The sequence below is a fragment of the Pseudomonas sp. 2hn genome (assembly GCF_019646095.1).
Lineage (GTDB): Bacteria > Pseudomonadota > Gammaproteobacteria > Pseudomonadales > Pseudomonadaceae > Aquipseudomonas > Aquipseudomonas peradeniyensis.
Genome location: NZ_CP081016.1, coordinates 3,337,551 through 3,355,081 on the forward strand (window position 1 = coordinate 3,337,551; position 17,531 = coordinate 3,355,081).

The window sequence follows — 17,531 nt, forward strand, 5'->3', positions numbered from 1 at the left end:
GACGGACATGCCGATCAAGACCCACATCAAGCAGGCCAGTGGCTGGTTCTATTTCAAGTCGCCGCGTGGCCGCGCCGAACTGCGCGGCGCCGGGGTGATCCTCATGCTGCACCGGGTGCTGGCCGATGACGCCAGCGCCGCCCTGCCCCATCGCAACGAGCTGTGCGTCGGCCCCCGGGCCTTCGAAGGGCTGCTGCGCTGGCTGCCCCGGCATTTCGACTGCGTCAGCCTCATGGACCTGCTCAAGAGTCACGAGGAGCCCCGCAGCGATACCCGCCCCAAGGTGGCCCTGACCTTCGACGACGGCTGGCGCGACAATGCCGTCAACGCCTTCCCGCTGCTGCAACGCCACCAGGTGCCGGCGAGCATCTTCCTGTCCACCGACTACATCGGCAGCCGCCAGCGCTTCTGGTGGGAAAGCGTCGGCGAAACCCTGTGGGGCACCCATGGCGAGGAGGCTCGTCGGCAACTGATCGAGCGCCTGCGCAAGCTCGGCCGGCCACTGCCTGCGGCCTACTTCATGCACGACCACAGCAAGGCCCGCAGCCTGGTGCTGGCGCGCTACCTGCAGACCCTCAAGAGCCTCAGCCCCCAGGCCCTGCATGTGCTGACCGACGCCTGCCCGCCGGAGTCGCTGCCCCAGGCCATGGACTGGCAGCAGGTGCGCGCCCTCGAGGACTCCGGCCTGGTGCGCTTCGGCCCCCACGGCGCCAGCCATGCCCTGCTGCCGTACCTGGACGACCACCGCCTCAACGACGAGCTGCAACGCAGCCACGCCGCGCTCAACGAAGGCTGCCGCGAACCGCTGCCGGTGTACTGCTACCCCAACGGCGACCACGACGAGCGCGTACGCGCGCGGGTCGCCGCGCACCGCTACCCCTACGCCCTGAGCACCCGCCCGGGGATCTGCCAGGGCCAGGACGACCCGCTGGCGCTGCCGCGCATCGGCGTCAGCCAGCGCAATGCCAGCCGGCCTTCGTTGCTGGCCTGGCGCATCAGCCGCGGAGAACGCTGATGAACCGCAACAGCTACCTGCGCCACCTGGCGCTGAGCATGGGCACCAAGCTTGCGATGATCGCCCTGCGCCTGCTGCGCAACGTGCTGCTGGCGCGCATCCTCGGGCCCAGCGAGCGCGGCCTGTTCGCCCTGCTCAGCACCTTGCCCGACCTGATCAGCGCCGCCACCAGCGGCGGCCTGAACAGCGCGGTCGGCTACCAGGCGGCCAAGCAGCGCGACATGGGCCTGCTGCTGACCCAGGTGCTGGTCTATGGCTGCCTGCTGGCCGGGTTGCTGACCCTGGTCTGCGTGTTCCTGGTGCGCGAGTTCGGCACCGACCTGGAAATTACCGTGCAGCTGGGCCTGCTGGCCTGGCTGTTGCTACTGGCGGTGCCGATGACCGTGCTCAAGAGCGGCCTGCTGACCCTGCACAACGCCAGCGGCGGCGTCGGCGCCTTCAACGCCCTGCGCCTGACCGAGTCACTGGCGCCGTTGCTGCTGTTTCTTGGACTGTTCTGGATGTGGCGCGACGAGGCCCTGGAGGCCGCGCTGATCAGCTGGCTGTGCGGCATCGCCCTGGTGCTGCTGCTGGGCCTGTGGTGGCTGCGCCGCCAGCACCCACTCACCCTGCGCTGGGACCGTGGCGGCCAGCGCGAGCTGCTGAGCTACAGCGCCAAGAGCCACCCCGACCTATTGTTCCAGCAGGTGATCCTGCGCTCGGACTACCTGTTCATCGGCGCCATGCTCGGCAGCACCGCCCTGGGCCATTACGCCATGGCCAGCGCCGCCGCCGAACTGCTGCTGATCGTCCCCGAGGCGGTGACCACGCCGCTGATGAAACGCCTGCTGCAGCAGGACGCCGGCATGGAGCGGCTGACACCCCTGGCCCTGCGCCTGACCGCCACGGTGATGCTCGGCGCCTGCCTGAGCATGGCGCTGATCGGCCAGTGGCTGATCGTCACCCTGTTCGGCGCCGACTACGCGCCGGCCTATCCGGCGCTGCTGGCCTTGCTGCCGGGCCTGCTCGGCCTGTGCTACGCCAGCATCCTGCGCCTGGACCTGCTGGGCAAGAACCGCCCCGGCACGGTGTCGCTGCTGATGGGCGCGGGCGCCGCCCTGAACCTGGTGCTCAACGTCTTGCTGATCCCGGCCTGGGGCATCGTCGGCGCGGCGGCGGCCTCGTCCATCGCCTACCTGGCGGTCACCCTGGCCATGCTGGTGCTGTACTGCCGCCTCAGCGGCGTGCCGCTGGGCCAAACCCTGGTCATCCTGCCCGCCGACCTGGCGCCGCTGCGCCAGATGCTGCAACGGAGGGCGGCATGAAAGCCCTGCTGCTGTGCGCCGCGCTGCTGGCACAGCCGGCGCTCGCCGCGCCCGTGCAATGGGGCGAGATCCGCGATGGCAGCCTGTACCTGTTGCCGGCGCGCGCCGACGAGCTGCGCATCCAGTGGCGCCCGGCCTGGCAGGCCGACGCCAACCCGGAGCGCCTGTACCTGCTGGACGGCCAGGGCCGCCTGGCCGGCGAACGGCGCATCGAGGCCGCGCAGGTGCGCGGCGAGCAGCGCTGGCCCCTGGCATCGGGTGGCGGCACTTATCGCCTGGAAGTGCCCGGCTACAGCTTCCGCGACTACCGTATCCAACATGATGCCAGCACCCGTGCGCTGTTCGCGCCGGCCAAGGTGCACTTCAGCACCGAGGTCGGGCCGGGTGTCGAGCTGTACTTCCGGGTCAAGGCCGGCGAACGGGCGGTGTTGGCCGGCAAGCACCACGGCGGTGTCCACGGGCTGTTCGCCGAACGCCTCGGTGACGGTCGCCGCGTGCAGTTGCCGCTCAAGCCCTACCGCGCCTACTGGCGCTTCGACCAGCTGCCGCTGCCGGTCAGCAGCCGCGACGAGACCTGGCGCCTTGGCCTGCAGGGCAGCGGCAAGGCGGCGTTCTGGCTCGACGGCAGCGCCAACCTGTTCGCCCAGCGTGCCGACGACCTGGGCGACCTGCCCCAGCAACCAGGCCAGGTGCGCCTGGCCCTGGGCAGCAAAGTACTCGGCCCCACGCCAAGGCTAGGGGTGGCCCTGCCCTATGTGCTGCCGCCGGCCTCGAGCTTTGCCGCCCTGGACGCCCTGCGCCCCCAGGCCGCCGGTTTCTACAGCTTCGTCGACGTGCTGCAACGCCAACCCGACTTCGAGAACGCCTGGCGCAAGCTCTACCAGGAACGTTTCGGCATCCTCCAGGACATCACCCTGCTGGCCGGCAGCGCGCGGGTCGCCGACCTGCGCAGCGACCGTACCAGCAGCGATGGCCTTGACGCCTGGCTCGAGGCGACCAAGGCCCTGGGCGGCAAAGGCACCCACTACCTGGCCTTTGCCGACGAGCCCAACCTCAACTATCGTGACTACGCCAGCTACCGCGACTTCTTCCAGGTCATGGCCCGGCGCGTGCGCGAGTACCCCGGCGCCCACGAGGCTGGCGTGCGCATCGCCATGCCGGCCTCCTCGCGCCTGCTCGGCGGGCCCTTCACCGACGACGGCAAGCAACGCCGCGGCATCGACTGGGCGCGGCGCCTGCTCGCCGAACAGGGCGCACAGATCGACGCCCTGGCCTGGCACGAATGGATGGTCCGCGACCTGCTCGCCACCCGCAGCTACCGCGACAGCGTGCGCCAGGCCGCCGAGCTGGTGGGTCTGGACGGCAAGGGCCGGCCGCGCAAGGCACTGTTGCTGGACCAGACCAACCTGTCCAGTGGCTCGAGCCTCAGCCCCTACGAACAGAACACCCACTACGCCGGCCTGTGGTGGACCTCGGTGGTGATCAACGCCGCCGGTGACGGCCTGCTCGACATGCTCAACTGGTTCCATGTCGCCGACGAGCCCGAATGGCCCAAGGGCATGCTGCGCGATACCGGCGAGCAGCGCTACGAACTCAAGCCGGTGGGCCTGGCCCAGCAGTTCATCCAGCGCCACTGGCTGGACCAGGTGCTGGCCCTGGACAACGACGCCTTCGAGGTCGACGCCCTGGCCATGGCCCGCCAGCACCAGCGCAGCCTGCTGGGGGTGAACAAGGCCGAGCGCCTGCAACAGGTGGCGCTGGCCCTGGGCGACTGCCCCGCCGGCCAGCTCGAACTGTTCGGCCCCGACAACCAGAGCCGTCGCGCCAGCTTCAGCTGCGCCAATGGCCAGGTCCGTTTTCAACTACCAGGGCAGACCGTATTCGCCCTGACCTGGAGCGCGTCATGAGACGCACCTCGATCAGCCATGCCCAGGAGGCACCATGACTGCATTCACCAAGATCCAGGACCGCATCAAGCGCAAGGGACTGCGCGACACCCTCGGTAGCGCCTTCCGGCACTACGTCTTCTATCATTGGGAACTGCTGTGGATGGAGCGCGACCTGGTCAGCCCGGTGCCGCCGCACCGGCTCAAGCCTTACGGCAGCCTGCGCATCGAAAGCATCACCGTGCACAACGTGCAGGCCTTCGCCCGCCACTTCGGCGACCGCGTCGAGACCATGCGCGAGCTGGCCGCCGAGGGCCACACCGGGTTGATGTTCCTCGACGACGACAACGACGCCGTGGCCTTCATCTGGGGCAGCAGCCGCCACTACCACGACCGTCACTACTACGGCTGCTGGTTCCCGGTCGGGCCGGGGGAATTCTTTGAGTTCGGCGGCGAGCTGATCCGCAAGTACTGGGGCACCGAGCTGTCGGTGGATCTGCAACTGGCGCTGTGGAAAGCCATGGCCGCCCAGGGCTGCACCAAGGTGGTGGACGTGTGCGAGCAGCACAACATCCCGGCGCTCAAGCTGCACCTGCGCATGGGCTATCAGGAGCAAGGACGAATCATGAACGTTTACTGCCTGTTCGGCCGCTGGAGGTTCTACCGCGAGAGCCGCTACACCACCTCGCGCCTGGAGCCACTGCGCAAACCGCAGGCCCCGGCCTCCTCGGCCACGGCGGGCTGAAGCCATGGCCCTGCAGCTCAGATGGTGCGCCTCGCTGCGCAGCGACGACTTCCCCGCCGTCGACTACGAGGCGCTGCGCCGGCGCCTGCCCGGCAGCACGCCGTTCAACCACCTCGGCTGGCTGCGCGCCGCCGAGGCCGCCCTGCTGCCCAGCCAGCAGCTTGGCGTGCTGCTCGGCTACCAGGACGAACGCCTGTGCCTGTGCCTGCCCCTGGTTCGCGCCCGGGAGCCCTTCGGCCCGCTGTTCGCGCCGGTGGTACGCCACCTGGGCTATCCGCTGAGCGACCGCATCGCGCTGCTCATCGACCTGCCGGCGCTGTACGCCGACCAGGTCCTGCAGGCCATCCGCAAACACCTGCCCCATGCCCTGCTGCAACTGAACGAGGTGCCGGACAACGCCGAGCACGAAGGCTGGCTGCGCCAGTGGGCCGGCGCCAGTTCCACCTGGCAGCAGCGCCTGACCTGCCGCGTGCCGGTGCACCGCATCAACGAACAAGATCGCCAGGAGGTCAGCGGCGATCCGCGCTACAAGCTGCGCCGCGCGCGCAAACGAATCAATGCCTGCGGCGCCAGCGTGCGCCGGGTCATGGCGAGCGCCGAGAACATGGCTGAACTGCTCGACGCCATCAGTGCCGTCGAGGCCGTGAGCTGGAAAGGCGACGACGAGGTCGGCATCTTCTCCGGCCCCCAGCGTCGCCAGTGGATGGAGCAGGCCTTCACCGCGCTGGCCGGCGAAGGCCTGGTGTGCCTGGTGCTGCTGGAGCTGGACGGGCGCTGCATCAGCTACCGCCTGGGCCTGGTGGAGCGCGGCCGGGTCTACGACTACAACCTCGCCTTCGTCCCGGAACACCGCGACCTGGGCAGCGGTCGCGTGCTGCTGGAGGAATGGATCCACTGGGGCCTGGACGCCGACTGGAAATGGATCGACGCCTCGCGGGTCAGCCTGGACAACTCCAGTCACCAGCTGCATGAACGCATGACCGGCCAGCTCGAACAGTGGCGACTGAGCAGCTACAGCTGGCGCCCCGACGGCGTACTGCTGGGCCTGGCGCAGCGCTGCTGGCACTGGCTGAAACCACGCCTGCGCAGACGCTCGCCGCGCAACGAAGCCGATGTTGTCGCCCCCACCCCGCCACAGGAGCGCCCGGATGCCATCCCAGGTCATAGTCAACGCTGACGATTTCGGCCTCAGTGCCCACACCAACGCGGTCATCCTGCACGCCTTCCAGGCCGGGCTGATCAGCTCGGCCACGGCCATGGCCAACATGCCGGCCTTTGCCGCCGCCTGCGCGTTGGCCCAGCAGCCGGCGCTCAGGGGACGCATCGGGCTGCACTTCAATCTCACCTACGGTCGCCCGCTGAGCCAGGCGATTCTTGCCGAGCCGCGCTTCTGCACGCCCCACGGCGAGTTCGACCTGCGCCTGAAGCAACGCACCCTGCGCCTGTCGCGCCGCGAGCGGGCCGCCGTGGAAGCGGAGCTCGAGGCCCAATGGAAACACTGCCTGGATCATGGCCTGATGCCCAGCCACCTGGACTCGCACCAGCACGTGCACAACATCTGGCCGGTGGGCACCGTCGTCGCCCGCTTCGCCCGCGACCAGGGCGTGCCGGTGCGCCTGGCGCGCAACCTCGGGCACAACATCGGGCCGGCCAAGCGCGCGTTCAAGACCCTGCTCAACTGGCGCCTGCGCCAGCTCGCCGGGAGCACCGCCGACTTCGTCTGCACCCCGGCCGACCTCAAGGCCGGCTTGGCCCCCGAGCATGGCGTGCTGGAGCTGGTGGCCCACCCCAGCGCGCTGGGTGGGCATGATTTCGGCGACGCCTACCTGGGCAGCGGCGAATCGCTGCTGGCGCTGGTCGAGCAGCGCCTGGGACAGGTGCCGCGGGTGGGGTATGCGAGCCTGAGCATCGAGCAGGCGAGCTAACGCCCCGGCGGCCGATGTCGCCGTTCATGGTTCTCGGCCAGCCAGCGACGCAGCGCCTCGGCCGGCATCGGTCGTCCGAGCAGGAAGCCCTGGCCCTGGTCGCAGCCGGCATGGCGCAGAAAGTCGTATTGCTCCTGGGTTTCGATGCCTTCGGCGGTGATGCGAAAACCCAAGGCGTGGCCCAGGTCGATGATCGCCCTGGCGATGGCCACCGCGTCATCGTCGCCGGGCAGGTCCTTGATGAAGGCGCGGTCGATCTTCAGGTGATCGATCGGCAACGCGCGCAGGTAGGCCAGCGACGAATAGCCGGTGCCGAAGTCGTCCACCGCCGTCGCCACGCCCATGGCCTGCAGCTGCGCCAGCACCGCGCAGGCCTGCTGCTGGCTTTCCATCAGCAGGCTCTCGGTGATCTCCACTTCCAGCAGGTTGGCCGGCAGGCCATGGCGCTCCAACGCCGAGGCCAGGCTGGTGACGTAGTCGCTGCGCTCGATCTGCAAGGCCGCGACGTTGATCGCCAGCGGTCCGGGCAGGCCATCGCCGGCGCGCCACTCGGCCAGTTGCGCGCAGGCCAGCTCCAGCACCCGCTCGCCCAGCGGGATGATCAGCCCGGTGCGCTCGGCCAGGGGAATGAACTCCCCCGGCGAGACCAGGCCATGCTCGGGGTCGCGCCAGCGCAGCAGGGCCTCGACGCCCTCCAGCTGCCCGCTGAACAGATCGACTTTAGGCTGGTACCACAGCTCGAATTCGTTGTGCTCCAGCGCCCGGCGTAGGTTGCGTTCCAGCTCCAGGCGCTGCTGCAGGCGCTCGGTCATGTCCGGGTGATAGGGTCGCCAGGCGTCGCGCCCGGCTTCCTTGGCCGCGTACATGGCGGTGTCGGCGTGGCGCAGCAGGCTGTCGGCGTCCTCGCCATGCTGCGGGCACCAGGCCAGGCCGATGCTGCCGGTTACCAGGGCGGCGTTGCCATTGAGGTCGAATGGCCGCTGCAGGCAACGCAACAAGGCACGGACCTGGTGGTTCACCTGGCCCTGGGCGCCTTGCAGCATGAACACGAATTCGTCGCCACCCAGGCGGCACAGGCGGTCCTGGCTGTCCAGTTCCTGCAAGAAGCGCGCGGTCGCCTGTTGCAGCAGCAGGTCGCCCATCGGATGCCCGAGGCTGTCGTTGACCTGTTTGAAGCCGTCGATATCGAGCATCAGCACCGCCAGGCCATGCCCTTGCAGGATCGCCGTGCCCAGCTGCTGCTGGAACAGGATCCGGTTGGGCAGCCCGGTGATGGTGTCGTAGTGAGCCAGGCGTTCGAGCTGGGCCTGGTAGCGCTGCAACTCGCGGTTGCGCTGTTCGAGCAGGCGCTGCTTGCGGTTGAGCTGGGCGACGAACAGGCTGAACAGCCCCGTGCAGCTCAGGGCGAACAGGAACAGCGGCGAACCGAACAGGTCCAGCCCCGACCAGCCGCCCCGTGGCGCCGCCACCAGTTGCCAGACGCCACCCGGTACTTCCACGTTCATCTTCACCTGCGACGTGTCAAACAGCTTTGGATCGCCCCAGATCAACGCACCCTCGGCGCCCTTGCCGTCGACGCCCCGCACGGCAACCTCGAACTCGGTATCCGGGCGCAATCCCGCCGTCAGCAGCAAGCAGTCGATATCGGCGACGATCGACACATTGCCCCAGTAGAGGCGCACGCCGCGCTTGCCAGTGACGAACACCGGGCGCCGGTAGACCAGCGCCCGGCCACCCTGGTACAGCTGCAGGGGACCGGCCAGCACCGGCTGGGCCTGGTCGCGGGCCGAGCGCACCAGCGGGAACTGATCCGGCAGTTGGCGATAGTCCAGCCCGATCAGCCGCTCGTTGCCCGCCATCGGGTAGACATCGCTGATCACATCCCCCGGCGCCAGTGCGATATGACGCATGTAGGGGACCGACTGCACGGCATCGCGGGCCATGCCGTGAAAGTGCGCCGGGCTGATGCCACCGTCGGCGCTGATCAACTGGGCGATGCCTTCGGCCTCGCCAAATGCCGCGCCCAACTGGGCTTCCAGGGCGCCGCGCATCCCTGCCAGGCGGGCCGCAAGGTTGCCAAGTTGCTCACTGCGCTCGCGCTGCGCATCCAGGTGCCCCAGGGCCACCGACAGGCCGATGCCCACCAGGGCCAGACCGACCGGCAGCAGGCGATTGAGCGATTGACGCAACGTTCCGATTGGAGTCGGCGTGGGTTCTGGAGGGTGCTGAGGCGTGATCATAGGCAGGCGATGGCAGGCAATTACGCAGTTATCGGCGCTGCGCGGCCAATATTGAGGTTTGTTTTGCCGGTACAAACATGTACCACCGGCAGCCCCGTCACGGCTGCTCTGATGTGCGCTTTGCAAGGAGCCACAGATGACAGCGGATACCGTTCACCCACACCACGCCCTTCTGCAACGCCGACTGCCCACCTGGGCAAGGGAAGCCAGTGCCGAACACTGGCAGCAACTGAGCGACGCCATCCTGCCGGCGCAGGGCCTGCCCGGCGCCGAGGCGGCCTGGTTCGCCAATGCCGCGCCGCACCTGCGCGAAGCGGTCGAGGCCAGCCAGACACGCCTGATGCAGGCGCAACGCGCGCTGGCACGGCGCCTACGCGGCCTTAAGAACATCAACGAATTCGCCGAGCCCATGCTGACCGAACGCTTGCGCACGCAACACGGATTCAGCGCGCCGCTGCGTAGCACGTCGCTGATCTGGGTGAAGCACCTCTACAGCTTCCAGGTCTACCTCACCCACCACGAACACCGCAGCCTGCTCGAAGCCGCCTTGCACAACTTCAGCGACACCGTGACCTTCAGCCCCGACAGCGCCCTAGCCCTGGACAGCGACTGGCAGGTCAGCCAGACCGTGGTCACCGGCAAGACGACCCTGGGCGACAGCGAGACCGAAGTCGATATCGACCTGCCTTCGGAGCAGATCCGGATCAAGCCCCTGGCGCTGACACCCGAAGCGTTCGCCAGAACCTGTCGCGAGCTGGACCTCGGCCAGGCTTACCAGGATCACCTCGATACTGCCTTCGCCGCGTCCGGCGTGCGCCCGGCGGCGCTGCGCGTGTACCAGGACAGCCTGCGTCTGGCGGCTGACCTCGCCCGAGTCCGCAACCGCCTCAGTGGTGCGGGATGGGATGCGCTGCAGACCTTGCTGGAAAATGGCAAAGCATTGCCCAGTAGCCAACTGAGCCTGTTCGGCATCACCCTGCACGAGGCCGTCCTGATCAACACCGGCACTCCGGGCATTGTGCTGTACCTGCCGGGACAGACAGACCACCTACGTGCCTTCGACAACCTCGAAACCCTGCATGACCAGTTACGCAGCGACTTGCAACAGGAGCCATTTCGCCAGGGTTTCATGGCTTACGTGCCAAGCGAGCAACAGGGCCGGTTCGCCAGCCGCCTGCGTCAGAATGCCGGTGGCGACCTGCGCTTGCGCACCCTGCCCATCGCCGCAGACCTGTTCGACTTCCTCCACGACGATCACGTGGCACGCCTGAAGCACGAAGCCCGACAACTGGCCGTGCCCACCGCGCAGGCCGACGAACAGGCGCTCAAGGCACGCAAGGCTCTCTGGGACAGTGCCGGCCTCGACGTGCTGATGATCACCGGCCTGTTCGTCCCCGCCTTGGGCACGGTCATGACCGCGGTGATTGCCTACCAACTGCTGGATGAAGCCTACGAAGGTTATGAGTCCTGGCAGGTCGGTGACCGCGCGCAGGCCATGGCCCACCTCAAGTCGGTGGGCCTGAACCTGGCGCTGATCGGCGGGCTGCATCTGGCCGGCAAGGCCGCATCACGCCTCGCCAGCAGCCCGTTGATGGAGAGCCTCGAACCCGTGACCCTCGAAGACGGCAGCCAGCGCCTGCGGCGCGTCGATCAGCGTGACGAGAGTGCTTTGAAGAACGCCCTGAAGGGGCTGTATCTCCCCGAGCAAGCCAGCCTGCTGAGCGAGCGCCTGATCATCAACGCAATGCCGCAACTGCCTGGCTGGCCGGAGCAACTGCGCCTGGAACTGCGGGCCGCATCCCCCCAAGGCCCGCTGCTGCTGGTCGCCGGCACCCAGGACGCCAGCCGTGTCTGTACCGTGCTCAAGTCAGCCAAGGGCTACGAAGCCTACCTCGGAGAACGACCGGTCCCTCTGCAGCAGGACCACGACCTCTGCCGTGCCATCGTGCAGGCCCTGTCCTCCGACGACCGTGCGGCCCTTGGCCTGACCGCCGCCGACGCCGATCAACTGCGCCGCAAGATCCACGCGCTGGCCCTGTCGAACCCTGCAATGGCCGGACGTCTACTGAGGGACTCGACGTCGGGCTGGGGCAGCCACGGCCAACTGCGCGGCGGCATGGACGAGCCTGCACCGCCCGCGCAGCACATCAACGTCGGCGCGTTCTTTCGCCGCTACCGCGCGCTCTTCCCCGAAACAGCCGATTTCCAGGTCAACGAGCAACTGACCCAATGGTTCGAGGCCGGCCTGGATCCGGCGCAGCAGCTCGCCGAACTGGAACGGCAACTGCTTGCATTCCGCGACCAGATGCGTGCCTGGGCAGGCAACAACCCGCTACGCCAGGCCGCCGCACGACGGCTGGTGAGCAACTGGCAACGGATCTCGGAGTACTCAGAGGAAGAGGGCCAGGTCATCCACCTGATCAGCCTGACCGACTTGAACCTGACCAACCAGGACCTGGCCTCGCTGGCGCTGCCTGATCGCTTCACCCATATCCAGCGCATCGACTTGGCCGCCAACCCCGCCCTGAGCGAACTGCCCGCGGAGTTCCTCGAGCGGTTTCCCCACTTGCAACGCCTGCACCTGATGAACTGCGGCTTCGAGCAAATACCTGCGGTCGCCGTGCCGCGCTCACTGGAATGGCTGGATATGCAAGGCAACAGCATCCTCTGGAACGATGCCAACCAGGTTGCCCTGGATCGCCTCGACAATCTTCGCCTGCTCGACCTGTCGCACAACCCGCTGGCCCGCAGCCCGGACCTGAGCCGCCTGGCCGTGCTGGACATGCTCAACCTCAACACCTGCGAACTGGCTGACTGGCCAGCCGGCATCCGCAACGATGACGACTGGCGACCCATCGTTTTCGACCTGCGCGATAACCGCTTCACCCATTTGCCGGACGACCTGCGCTTGTCGCGGGTGGCAGGCCAGGCCCTGTGGCTGGAGAGCGCCGAACTCAGCGAGCGCGTCAGCCAACAGATCCAGGCCTACTACGAGCACAATGGCGTCGACCTGCTGGTGGCCGACGCCGAATACGAAGAGATCCTGGAGGACACCGGTGTCGACGACTGGAGCATCTGGAACACCCTGCCGCTGCAGTATCGCCGCGACCTGCGTGGACTGCAGGACCTGCCGGACTACACTCAGCCGCAGCTGTGGCAGCGCCTGCGCACGTTCGCCGACCCACGGGCCATGGACTATGGCCTGTCGATCGGCGCGATGCGGCTGATGGACGCCGAGGTGTTCCCGCCGCCCTTCGAGGAATGACCGCGTGCGGCCGCGCCAGGCTGGCAATTTTCAGCCGGTCGGCGCATGCTCGCAGGCTGAAGCGTTTCACCATCCGGATTTGAGAGGTGCAGTACCCATGGACCGTCTGCTCGATTCGCTGTTTCCCGCCCCCGAGGACATCCCCGAAGCCTGGCGCCTGGGTGCGCCGCTGGAGCAACGCGACTATCTGGTCGGCGGCGAGCTGCGCCGCTGGGACGGGCCGCTGGCCACCGTGCGCAGCCCGGTATGGCTCAAGGAGGGCGACAGCGAACGCCAGGTGATCCTCGGCAGCGCGCCGCTGCTGGACGCCGACACCGCGCTGACCGCCCTCGACGCGGCCGTGGCCGCCTACGACAAGGGTCGCGGCGCCTGGCCGAACATGCGCGTGGCCGAGCGCATCCAGCATGTCGAGGCCTTCCTGGCGCGCATGCGCGAGCAGCGCACAGCGGTGGTCAAGCTACTGATGTGGGAGATCGGCAAGAACCTCAAGGACTCGGAAAAAGAGTTCGACCGCACCTGCGATTACATCGTCGACACCATCGACGCGCTCAAGGACCTCGACCGCCGCTCCAGCCGCTTCGAGCTCGAACAGGGCACCCTCGGCCAGATCCGCCGCGCGCCGCTGGGCGTGGCGCTGTGCATGGGCCCCTACAACTACCCGCTCAACGAGACCTTCACCACGCTGATCCCGGCGCTGATCATGGGTAACACGGTGGTGTTCAAGCCGGCCAAGTTCGGCGTGCTGCTGATCCGCCCGCTGCTCGAGGCCTTCCGCGACAGCTTCCCGCCGGGGGTGATCAACGTCATCTACGGGCGTGGTCGCGAGACCGTCAGCGCGCTGATGGCCAGCGGCAAGGTCGACGTGTTCGCCTTCATCGGCACCCACAAGGCCGCCAGCGACCTGAAAAAGCTGCACCCGCGCCCGCACCGCCTGCGCGCGGCCCTGGGCCTGGACGCCAAGAACCCCGGCATCGTCCTGCCCCAGGTCGACCTGGACAACGCCGTCGAAGAGGCCGTCACCGGCGCCCTCTCGTTCAACGGCCAGCGCTGCACGGCGCTGAAGATCCTGTTCGTGCACGAGGACGTGGTCGATGCCTTCCTCGACAAGTTCCAGCGCAAGCTCGCCGCGCTCAAGCCGGGCATGCCCTGGGAACCGGGCGTGGCGCTGACGCCGCTGCCGGAGCCGGGCAAGGTCGATTACCTCGACGGCCTGGTGGCCGACGCCACCGCCAAGGGTGCGCGGGTACTCAACGAAGGCGGCGGGCAGAGCCGTGGCTCGTTCTTCTACCCCGCCCTGCTCTACCCGGTCAGCCAGGACATGCGTGTCTATCACGAGGAACAGTTCGGCCCGCTGGTGCCGGTGGTGCCCTACCGCGACCTGCAGACGGTGATCGACTACGTGCTTGACTCCGACTACGGCCAGCAGCTGAGCCTGTTCGGCAACGACCCCGAGACCGTCGGCGCGCTGGTCGACACCTTCGCCAACCAGGTCGGCCGGATCAACCTCAACGCCCAGTGCCAACGCGGGCCGGACACCTACCCGTTCAACGGCCGCAAGAACAGCGCCGAGGGGACCTTGTCGGTGCATGATGCATTGCGGGTGTTCTCCATTCGTACGTTGGTGGCGACCAAGTTCCAGGAGGCGAACAAGGAACTGATCAGCGAGATCATCCGTAATCGGCAGTCGAGTTTCCTGACGACCGATTACATTTTCTGATCACCACGCACGCCCCTTGTAGGAGCGGCCTTGTGCCGCGAAAGGGGCGCACAGCGGCCCCAGGTTTTCAGCGTTGACGCGTCAATTGCCGGGGCTGCTGCGCAGCCCTTTCGCGGCACAAGACCGCTCCTACACGAACCGCACCAGCCCAAAACCATCATTTTTTATAGACAATCGATATAACGCGGCCGTCGATTTTCCATCCGCCCAGACGACTCTAATCACCAGGCTGTTGCAAACAACAACCCACGTGAAAGGAGTTTACGAAAATGCCAGTCAAACCCATACCCGAAGGCCAGCGCAGCATCACCCCCTACCTCGGCATCAGGGAGGCCGCCAAGGCCATCGAGTTCTACAAGCAGGCCTTCGGCGCCATCGAGATGTTCCGCCTCGAAGGCCCTGACGGCAGCGTCGGCCATGCCGAACTGAAAATCGGTGACTCGTCGCTGATGCTCGGCTCACCCTGTGACATGGAGGGCGGCCTCAAGCCCAGCGAGGATATCAAGGCCCCGGGGGTCGGCCTGCACTTGTATGTCGAGGACTGCGACAAAGTCTATGCCCAGGCCCTGCGTGCTGGCGCGACACAAGTGCGCGAAGTGCAGGACCAGTTCTACGGCGACCGCAGCGGCACCCTGATGGATCCGTTCAACAACCTGTGGTTCGTCTCCACCCACAAGGAAGACCTCACCCCCGAGGAAATCCGCGCCCGCGCCGCCAAGCTGTTCAGCGGCCAGTGAGCGGCAGGCTCCAGGCCGCAAGCTTCAAGTTGAAAGCCGCCACGCTTTGCTGGAAGCTTGAGGCTTGTAGCTTGGAGCTGCCTCTCAATGCGTATCATCGAAAAATCCGGCGCGCAGGTGCGCAGCCTGACCCTGGCCGAAGAGGAACTGTTGGCCAGCTTCGCCACCGGCGCCCTGGCCGGCCCCCGCCTGCTGCAGGCCAACCAGTGGCTGATGAAAGTGCGCAGCGCCAACCAGTGGCTGGCCTGCGATTGCCGCCAGGATGCCCTGCCGGTGCTCAACGTGTCGCTGAACGGCAACACCGGCACCCTGTTCCTGCGCAACAATCCCGACACCCCCGAACACACCCCGGGCTGCCCGTTCAGCAAGGATGAGCGCGAGACCGGCGCAAGCGCCGAGGACAACACGCCTCCCGCGGCCTGGCTGGCGCCGGATGCGCCGTTGCGGCTGCTTGGTGACTACCGCCGTGCCAGTGATGGCGAAACGGCCGCCGGAGCACGCGATCCCGGCGAGCGCCGCGAACAGCAACGCCTGCTGTCGCTGCTGCTGACCTGGATCGAGGCCAGCGGCCTGAACGTCTACGCCACCCACCTGAAGAAGGACCTCACCGCCCAGTTCGCCGAGCTGCGCGGTGTCGCCGGGCGCTACCCGCTGCTGGAACGGGTGCCGGCCAGCAACTACCTGGAAACGCGCCTGGACATGAAGCACATGATGATGCTCAAGGCGCGCCTGCGCGAGGCCACGGTGTTCGGCAACCATCGCCGGCATGGCCTGCTGCTCGACTGCGTCGACCAGGTCAAGGGCCGCAAGCTGTTCAACAATCGTAGCGAGGACGGCTTCGACTTCCAGGGCCATCACCACTACTGGGGCGGCAACCGCGCTTCAGGCCCCTTGCTGGCCCTGGCGTTGTACTCGCCGGCCACCGCCGGCAGCCATTTCTACGAACTGATCCATGTCGCCAGCGTGCCGGTGCTGTCGCGCGGGCACCTGTTCCCGGTGTACCGCGACGAAGAGCGCGAGCCGCTCAAGGCGCTGGTGTCGCTGATCGACTGGATGGCGAGCAAGGGGGTGAAAGTTTTGATGCGCCGCCCGGTGATCGGCGGCCAGGTGATGGACGAACTGGTTCTGACCTCGGACCAGGACCGGGTGCTGTCGGTGTCGTTGCTGGAGCAGCCGATCGGGCCGGAGCCGGATGCCGAGAACTTCAAGCGCTACGCCGACTTCAAGAGCCTGGAGACCTTCCGCAAGTACGTGGCCGGGTTCTTCATGCGCGAACGCTGAGCAAGCCCCACAAGGGCCGATTTTCACGGCCCTTGTGGGAGCTGGCTTGTGTGGGAGCGGGCTTGCCCCGCGATGACTCGACCAGGCTAGAACGCCGCCTTGAAGATCGCCTCGATCTCCACCTGGCTGGCCACCCGCGGATTGGTCAACCCACAGGCATCCTTCAAGGCATTGGCCGCCAGCACCGGCACATCCTCGACCTTGGCCCCCAGCTCCGCCAGCCCGGCCGGAATGCCGATGGCCGCCGCAAGGTGCTCGATGGCCGAGATCGCCGCCCCGGCGCCCTGCTCCGCGTCCAGTCCGCAGACCTTCACCCCCATGGCCTTGGCCACATCACGCAGCCGCGCGGCGCTGACCTTGGCGTTGAAGCGCTGCACATGGGGCAGCAGCACCGCGTTGCACACACCATGGGGCAGGTCGTAGAAGCCACCCAGCTGGTGCGCCATGGCGTGCACGTAGCCCAGCGAAGCGTTGTTGAACGCCATGCCCGCCAGGAACTGGGCATAGGCCATGTTCTCCCGCGCCACCAGGTCGCCGCCATCGGCGACCGCCTGGCGCAGGTTGTCGCTGATCAGGCTCACGGCCTTGAGCGCGCAGGCGTCGGTGATCGGCGTGGCGGCGGTGGAGACATAGGCCTCGATGGCATGGGTCAGCGCGTCCATGCCGGTGGCGGCGGTGAGGCCCTTGGGCATGCCGACCATCAGCGCCGGATCGTTGACCGACAGGATCGGCGTGACGTTGCGGTCGACGATGGCCATTTTCACGTGGCGCGCCTCGTCGGTGATGATGCAGAAGCGGGTCATCTCGCTGGCCGTGCCCGCCGTGGTGTTGATCGCAATCAGCGGCAGCTGTGGCCTGGTCGAGCGATCCACGCCTTCGTAGTCGCTGATATGCCCGCCGTTGGTGGCGCACAGGGCGATGCCCTTGGCGCAGTCATGGGGCGAGCCGCCCCCCAGCGAGACCACGCAGTCGCAGCCCTCGCGACGCAGCATCGCCAGGCCCGCCTCGACGTTGGCGATGCTCGGGTTGGGCTTGGCGCCGTCGAACACCCGCGAATCGATGTCGCGCATGGCCAGCATCCCGGCGATGCGCTCGGCGACGCCGGCCTTGGCCAACCCGGCATCGGTGACGATCAATGCCTTGCGCAGGCCATAGCCGGCGATCGCGGTCATCGCCTCGTCCAGGCAGTCGATACCCATGATGTTCACGGCGGGGATGAAGAACGTGCTGCTCATGGCCGGATCCTCTCAAGCTGACGGTAGGTTTTCAGCATCCGCCGGAATGGGCGTGGAGGCGTTGATCCAGGGCAAGACTGATGCGGGCCGGGGTTCGAAAAAACGAATCTAGTTGTGTCTGACTGGATTCTTTCACCAAGTAGCAACAACTAATAAAACACCAACTAAGAAACATCCTACA

At 67.3% G+C, this 17,531-nt stretch carries 12 protein-coding genes; 10 read left to right on the forward strand and 2 right to left on the reverse strand.

The window, feature by feature from the left end; translation table 11 throughout:
- Nucleotides 1-7: 7 nt before the first annotated feature.
- Genes K2O50_RS15040 through K2O50_RS15065 form a run of 6 tightly spaced genes read left to right on the forward strand, consistent with a single transcriptional unit; the run spans nt 8 to nt 6,875 of the window.
- A complete protein-coding gene (locus tag K2O50_RS15040) occupies nt 8-1,015 on the forward strand; it encodes a polysaccharide deacetylase family protein (protein ID WP_050705456.1) in 1,008 nt (335 codons plus the stop codon).
- Complete coding sequence (locus K2O50_RS15045) at nt 1,015-2,319, forward strand: lipopolysaccharide biosynthesis protein (RefSeq protein WP_050705455.1); 1,305 nt, start codon at nt 1,015-1,017, stop codon at nt 2,317-2,319. The genes K2O50_RS15040 and K2O50_RS15045 overlap by 1 nt, the downstream gene beginning before the upstream one ends.
- Complete coding sequence (locus K2O50_RS15050) at nt 2,316-4,226, forward strand: hypothetical protein (RefSeq protein WP_050705454.1); 1,911 nt, start codon at nt 2,316-2,318, stop codon at nt 4,224-4,226. Before K2O50_RS15045 ends, K2O50_RS15050 begins: the two co-directional genes overlap by 4 nt.
- Nucleotides 4,227-4,260: 34 nt before the next feature.
- Nucleotides 4,261-4,950, forward strand: coding sequence for a GNAT family N-acetyltransferase (locus K2O50_RS15055; RefSeq protein ID WP_050705453.1), 690 nt, complete (start codon nt 4,261-4,263; stop codon nt 4,948-4,950).
- A gap of 4 nt (nt 4,951-4,954) precedes the next feature.
- On the forward strand, nt 4,955-6,127 hold the full coding sequence (locus K2O50_RS15060; RefSeq protein ID WP_050705452.1) for a GNAT family N-acetyltransferase: 1,173 nt from the start codon (nt 4,955-4,957) through the stop codon (nt 6,125-6,127).
- Nucleotides 6,099-6,875, forward strand: a complete 777-nt coding sequence (locus tag K2O50_RS15065; RefSeq protein ID WP_050705451.1) for a ChbG/HpnK family deacetylase — start codon at nt 6,099-6,101, stop codon at nt 6,873-6,875. The genes K2O50_RS15060 and K2O50_RS15065 overlap by 29 nt, the downstream gene beginning before the upstream one ends.
- Here the strand turns inward: K2O50_RS15065 and K2O50_RS15070 are convergent.
- Entirely contained in the window at nt 6,872-9,115 is a 2,244-nt protein-coding gene (locus K2O50_RS15070) for a bifunctional diguanylate cyclase/phosphodiesterase (RefSeq protein ID WP_220689820.1), read from the reverse strand. The genes K2O50_RS15065 and K2O50_RS15070 overlap by 4 nt on opposite strands.
- Before the next feature lie 136 nt (nt 9,116-9,251).
- On the opposite strand from K2O50_RS15070, the gene K2O50_RS15075 reads away from it, so the two are divergent.
- From K2O50_RS15075 to K2O50_RS15090, 4 genes are all read left to right on the forward strand, one after another.
- On the forward strand, nt 9,252-12,380 hold the full coding sequence (locus tag K2O50_RS15075; RefSeq protein WP_050705449.1) for a dermonecrotic toxin domain-containing protein: 3,129 nt from the start codon (nt 9,252-9,254) through the stop codon (nt 12,378-12,380).
- A gap of 97 nt (nt 12,381-12,477) precedes the next feature.
- A complete protein-coding gene (locus K2O50_RS15080) occupies nt 12,478-14,097 on the forward strand; it encodes an NADP-dependent glyceraldehyde-3-phosphate dehydrogenase (protein ID WP_050705448.1) in 1,620 nt (539 codons plus the stop codon).
- 269 nt (nt 14,098-14,366) lie between these two features.
- Nucleotides 14,367-14,834 carry a VOC family protein gene (locus K2O50_RS15085; protein ID WP_050705447.1) on the forward strand — a complete coding sequence of 156 codons (468 nt, stop codon included), beginning with the start codon at nt 14,367-14,369 and terminating at the stop codon, nt 14,832-14,834.
- Between the two features lie 87 nt (nt 14,835-14,921).
- Nucleotides 14,922-16,115 (forward strand): hypothetical protein, encoded by a 1,194-nt coding sequence (locus tag K2O50_RS15090; RefSeq protein WP_050705446.1) that lies wholly within the window; start codon nt 14,922-14,924, stop codon nt 16,113-16,115.
- An 86-nt stretch (nt 16,116-16,201) separates the two neighbouring features.
- On the opposite strand, the gene yiaY is transcribed toward K2O50_RS15090, so the two are convergent.
- Nucleotides 16,202-17,350: an L-threonine dehydrogenase gene (yiaY, locus tag K2O50_RS15095; RefSeq protein ID WP_050705445.1), complete on the reverse strand. Its 1,149-nt coding sequence runs from the start codon at nt 17,348-17,350 to the stop codon at nt 16,202-16,204.
- Between the last annotated feature and the right edge of the window lie 181 nt (nt 17,351-17,531).

What these genes read in the sequence shown, in the direction of transcription:
- K2O50_RS15040 (WP_050705456.1), top strand. Translation starts at nt 8, where the DNA reads ATGCCGATCAAGACCCACATCAAGCAGGCCAGTGGCTGGTTCTATTTC.
- K2O50_RS15045 (WP_050705455.1), top strand. Translation starts at nt 1,015, where the DNA reads ATGAACCGCAACAGCTACCTGCGCCACCTGGCGCTGAGCATGGGCACC.
- K2O50_RS15050 (WP_050705454.1), top strand. Translation starts at nt 2,316, where the DNA reads ATGAAAGCCCTGCTGCTGTGCGCCGCGCTGCTGGCACAGCCGGCGCTC.
- K2O50_RS15055 (WP_050705453.1), top strand. Translation starts at nt 4,261, where the DNA reads ATGACTGCATTCACCAAGATCCAGGACCGCATCAAGCGCAAGGGACTG.
- K2O50_RS15060 (WP_050705452.1), top strand. Translation starts at nt 4,955, where the DNA reads ATGGCCCTGCAGCTCAGATGGTGCGCCTCGCTGCGCAGCGACGACTTC.
- K2O50_RS15065 (WP_050705451.1), top strand. Translation starts at nt 6,099, where the DNA reads ATGCCATCCCAGGTCATAGTCAACGCTGACGATTTCGGCCTCAGTGCC.
- K2O50_RS15070 (WP_220689820.1), bottom strand. Translation starts at nt 9,115, where the DNA reads ATGATCACGCCTCAGCACCCTCCAGAACCCACGCCGACTCCAATCGGA.
- K2O50_RS15075 (WP_050705449.1), top strand. Translation starts at nt 9,252, where the DNA reads ATGACAGCGGATACCGTTCACCCACACCACGCCCTTCTGCAACGCCGA.
- K2O50_RS15080 (WP_050705448.1), top strand. Translation starts at nt 12,478, where the DNA reads ATGGACCGTCTGCTCGATTCGCTGTTTCCCGCCCCCGAGGACATCCCC.
- K2O50_RS15085 (WP_050705447.1), top strand. Translation starts at nt 14,367, where the DNA reads ATGCCAGTCAAACCCATACCCGAAGGCCAGCGCAGCATCACCCCCTAC.
- K2O50_RS15090 (WP_050705446.1), top strand. Translation starts at nt 14,922, where the DNA reads ATGCGTATCATCGAAAAATCCGGCGCGCAGGTGCGCAGCCTGACCCTG.
- yiaY (WP_050705445.1), bottom strand. Translation starts at nt 17,350, where the DNA reads ATGAGCAGCACGTTCTTCATCCCCGCCGTGAACATCATGGGTATCGAC.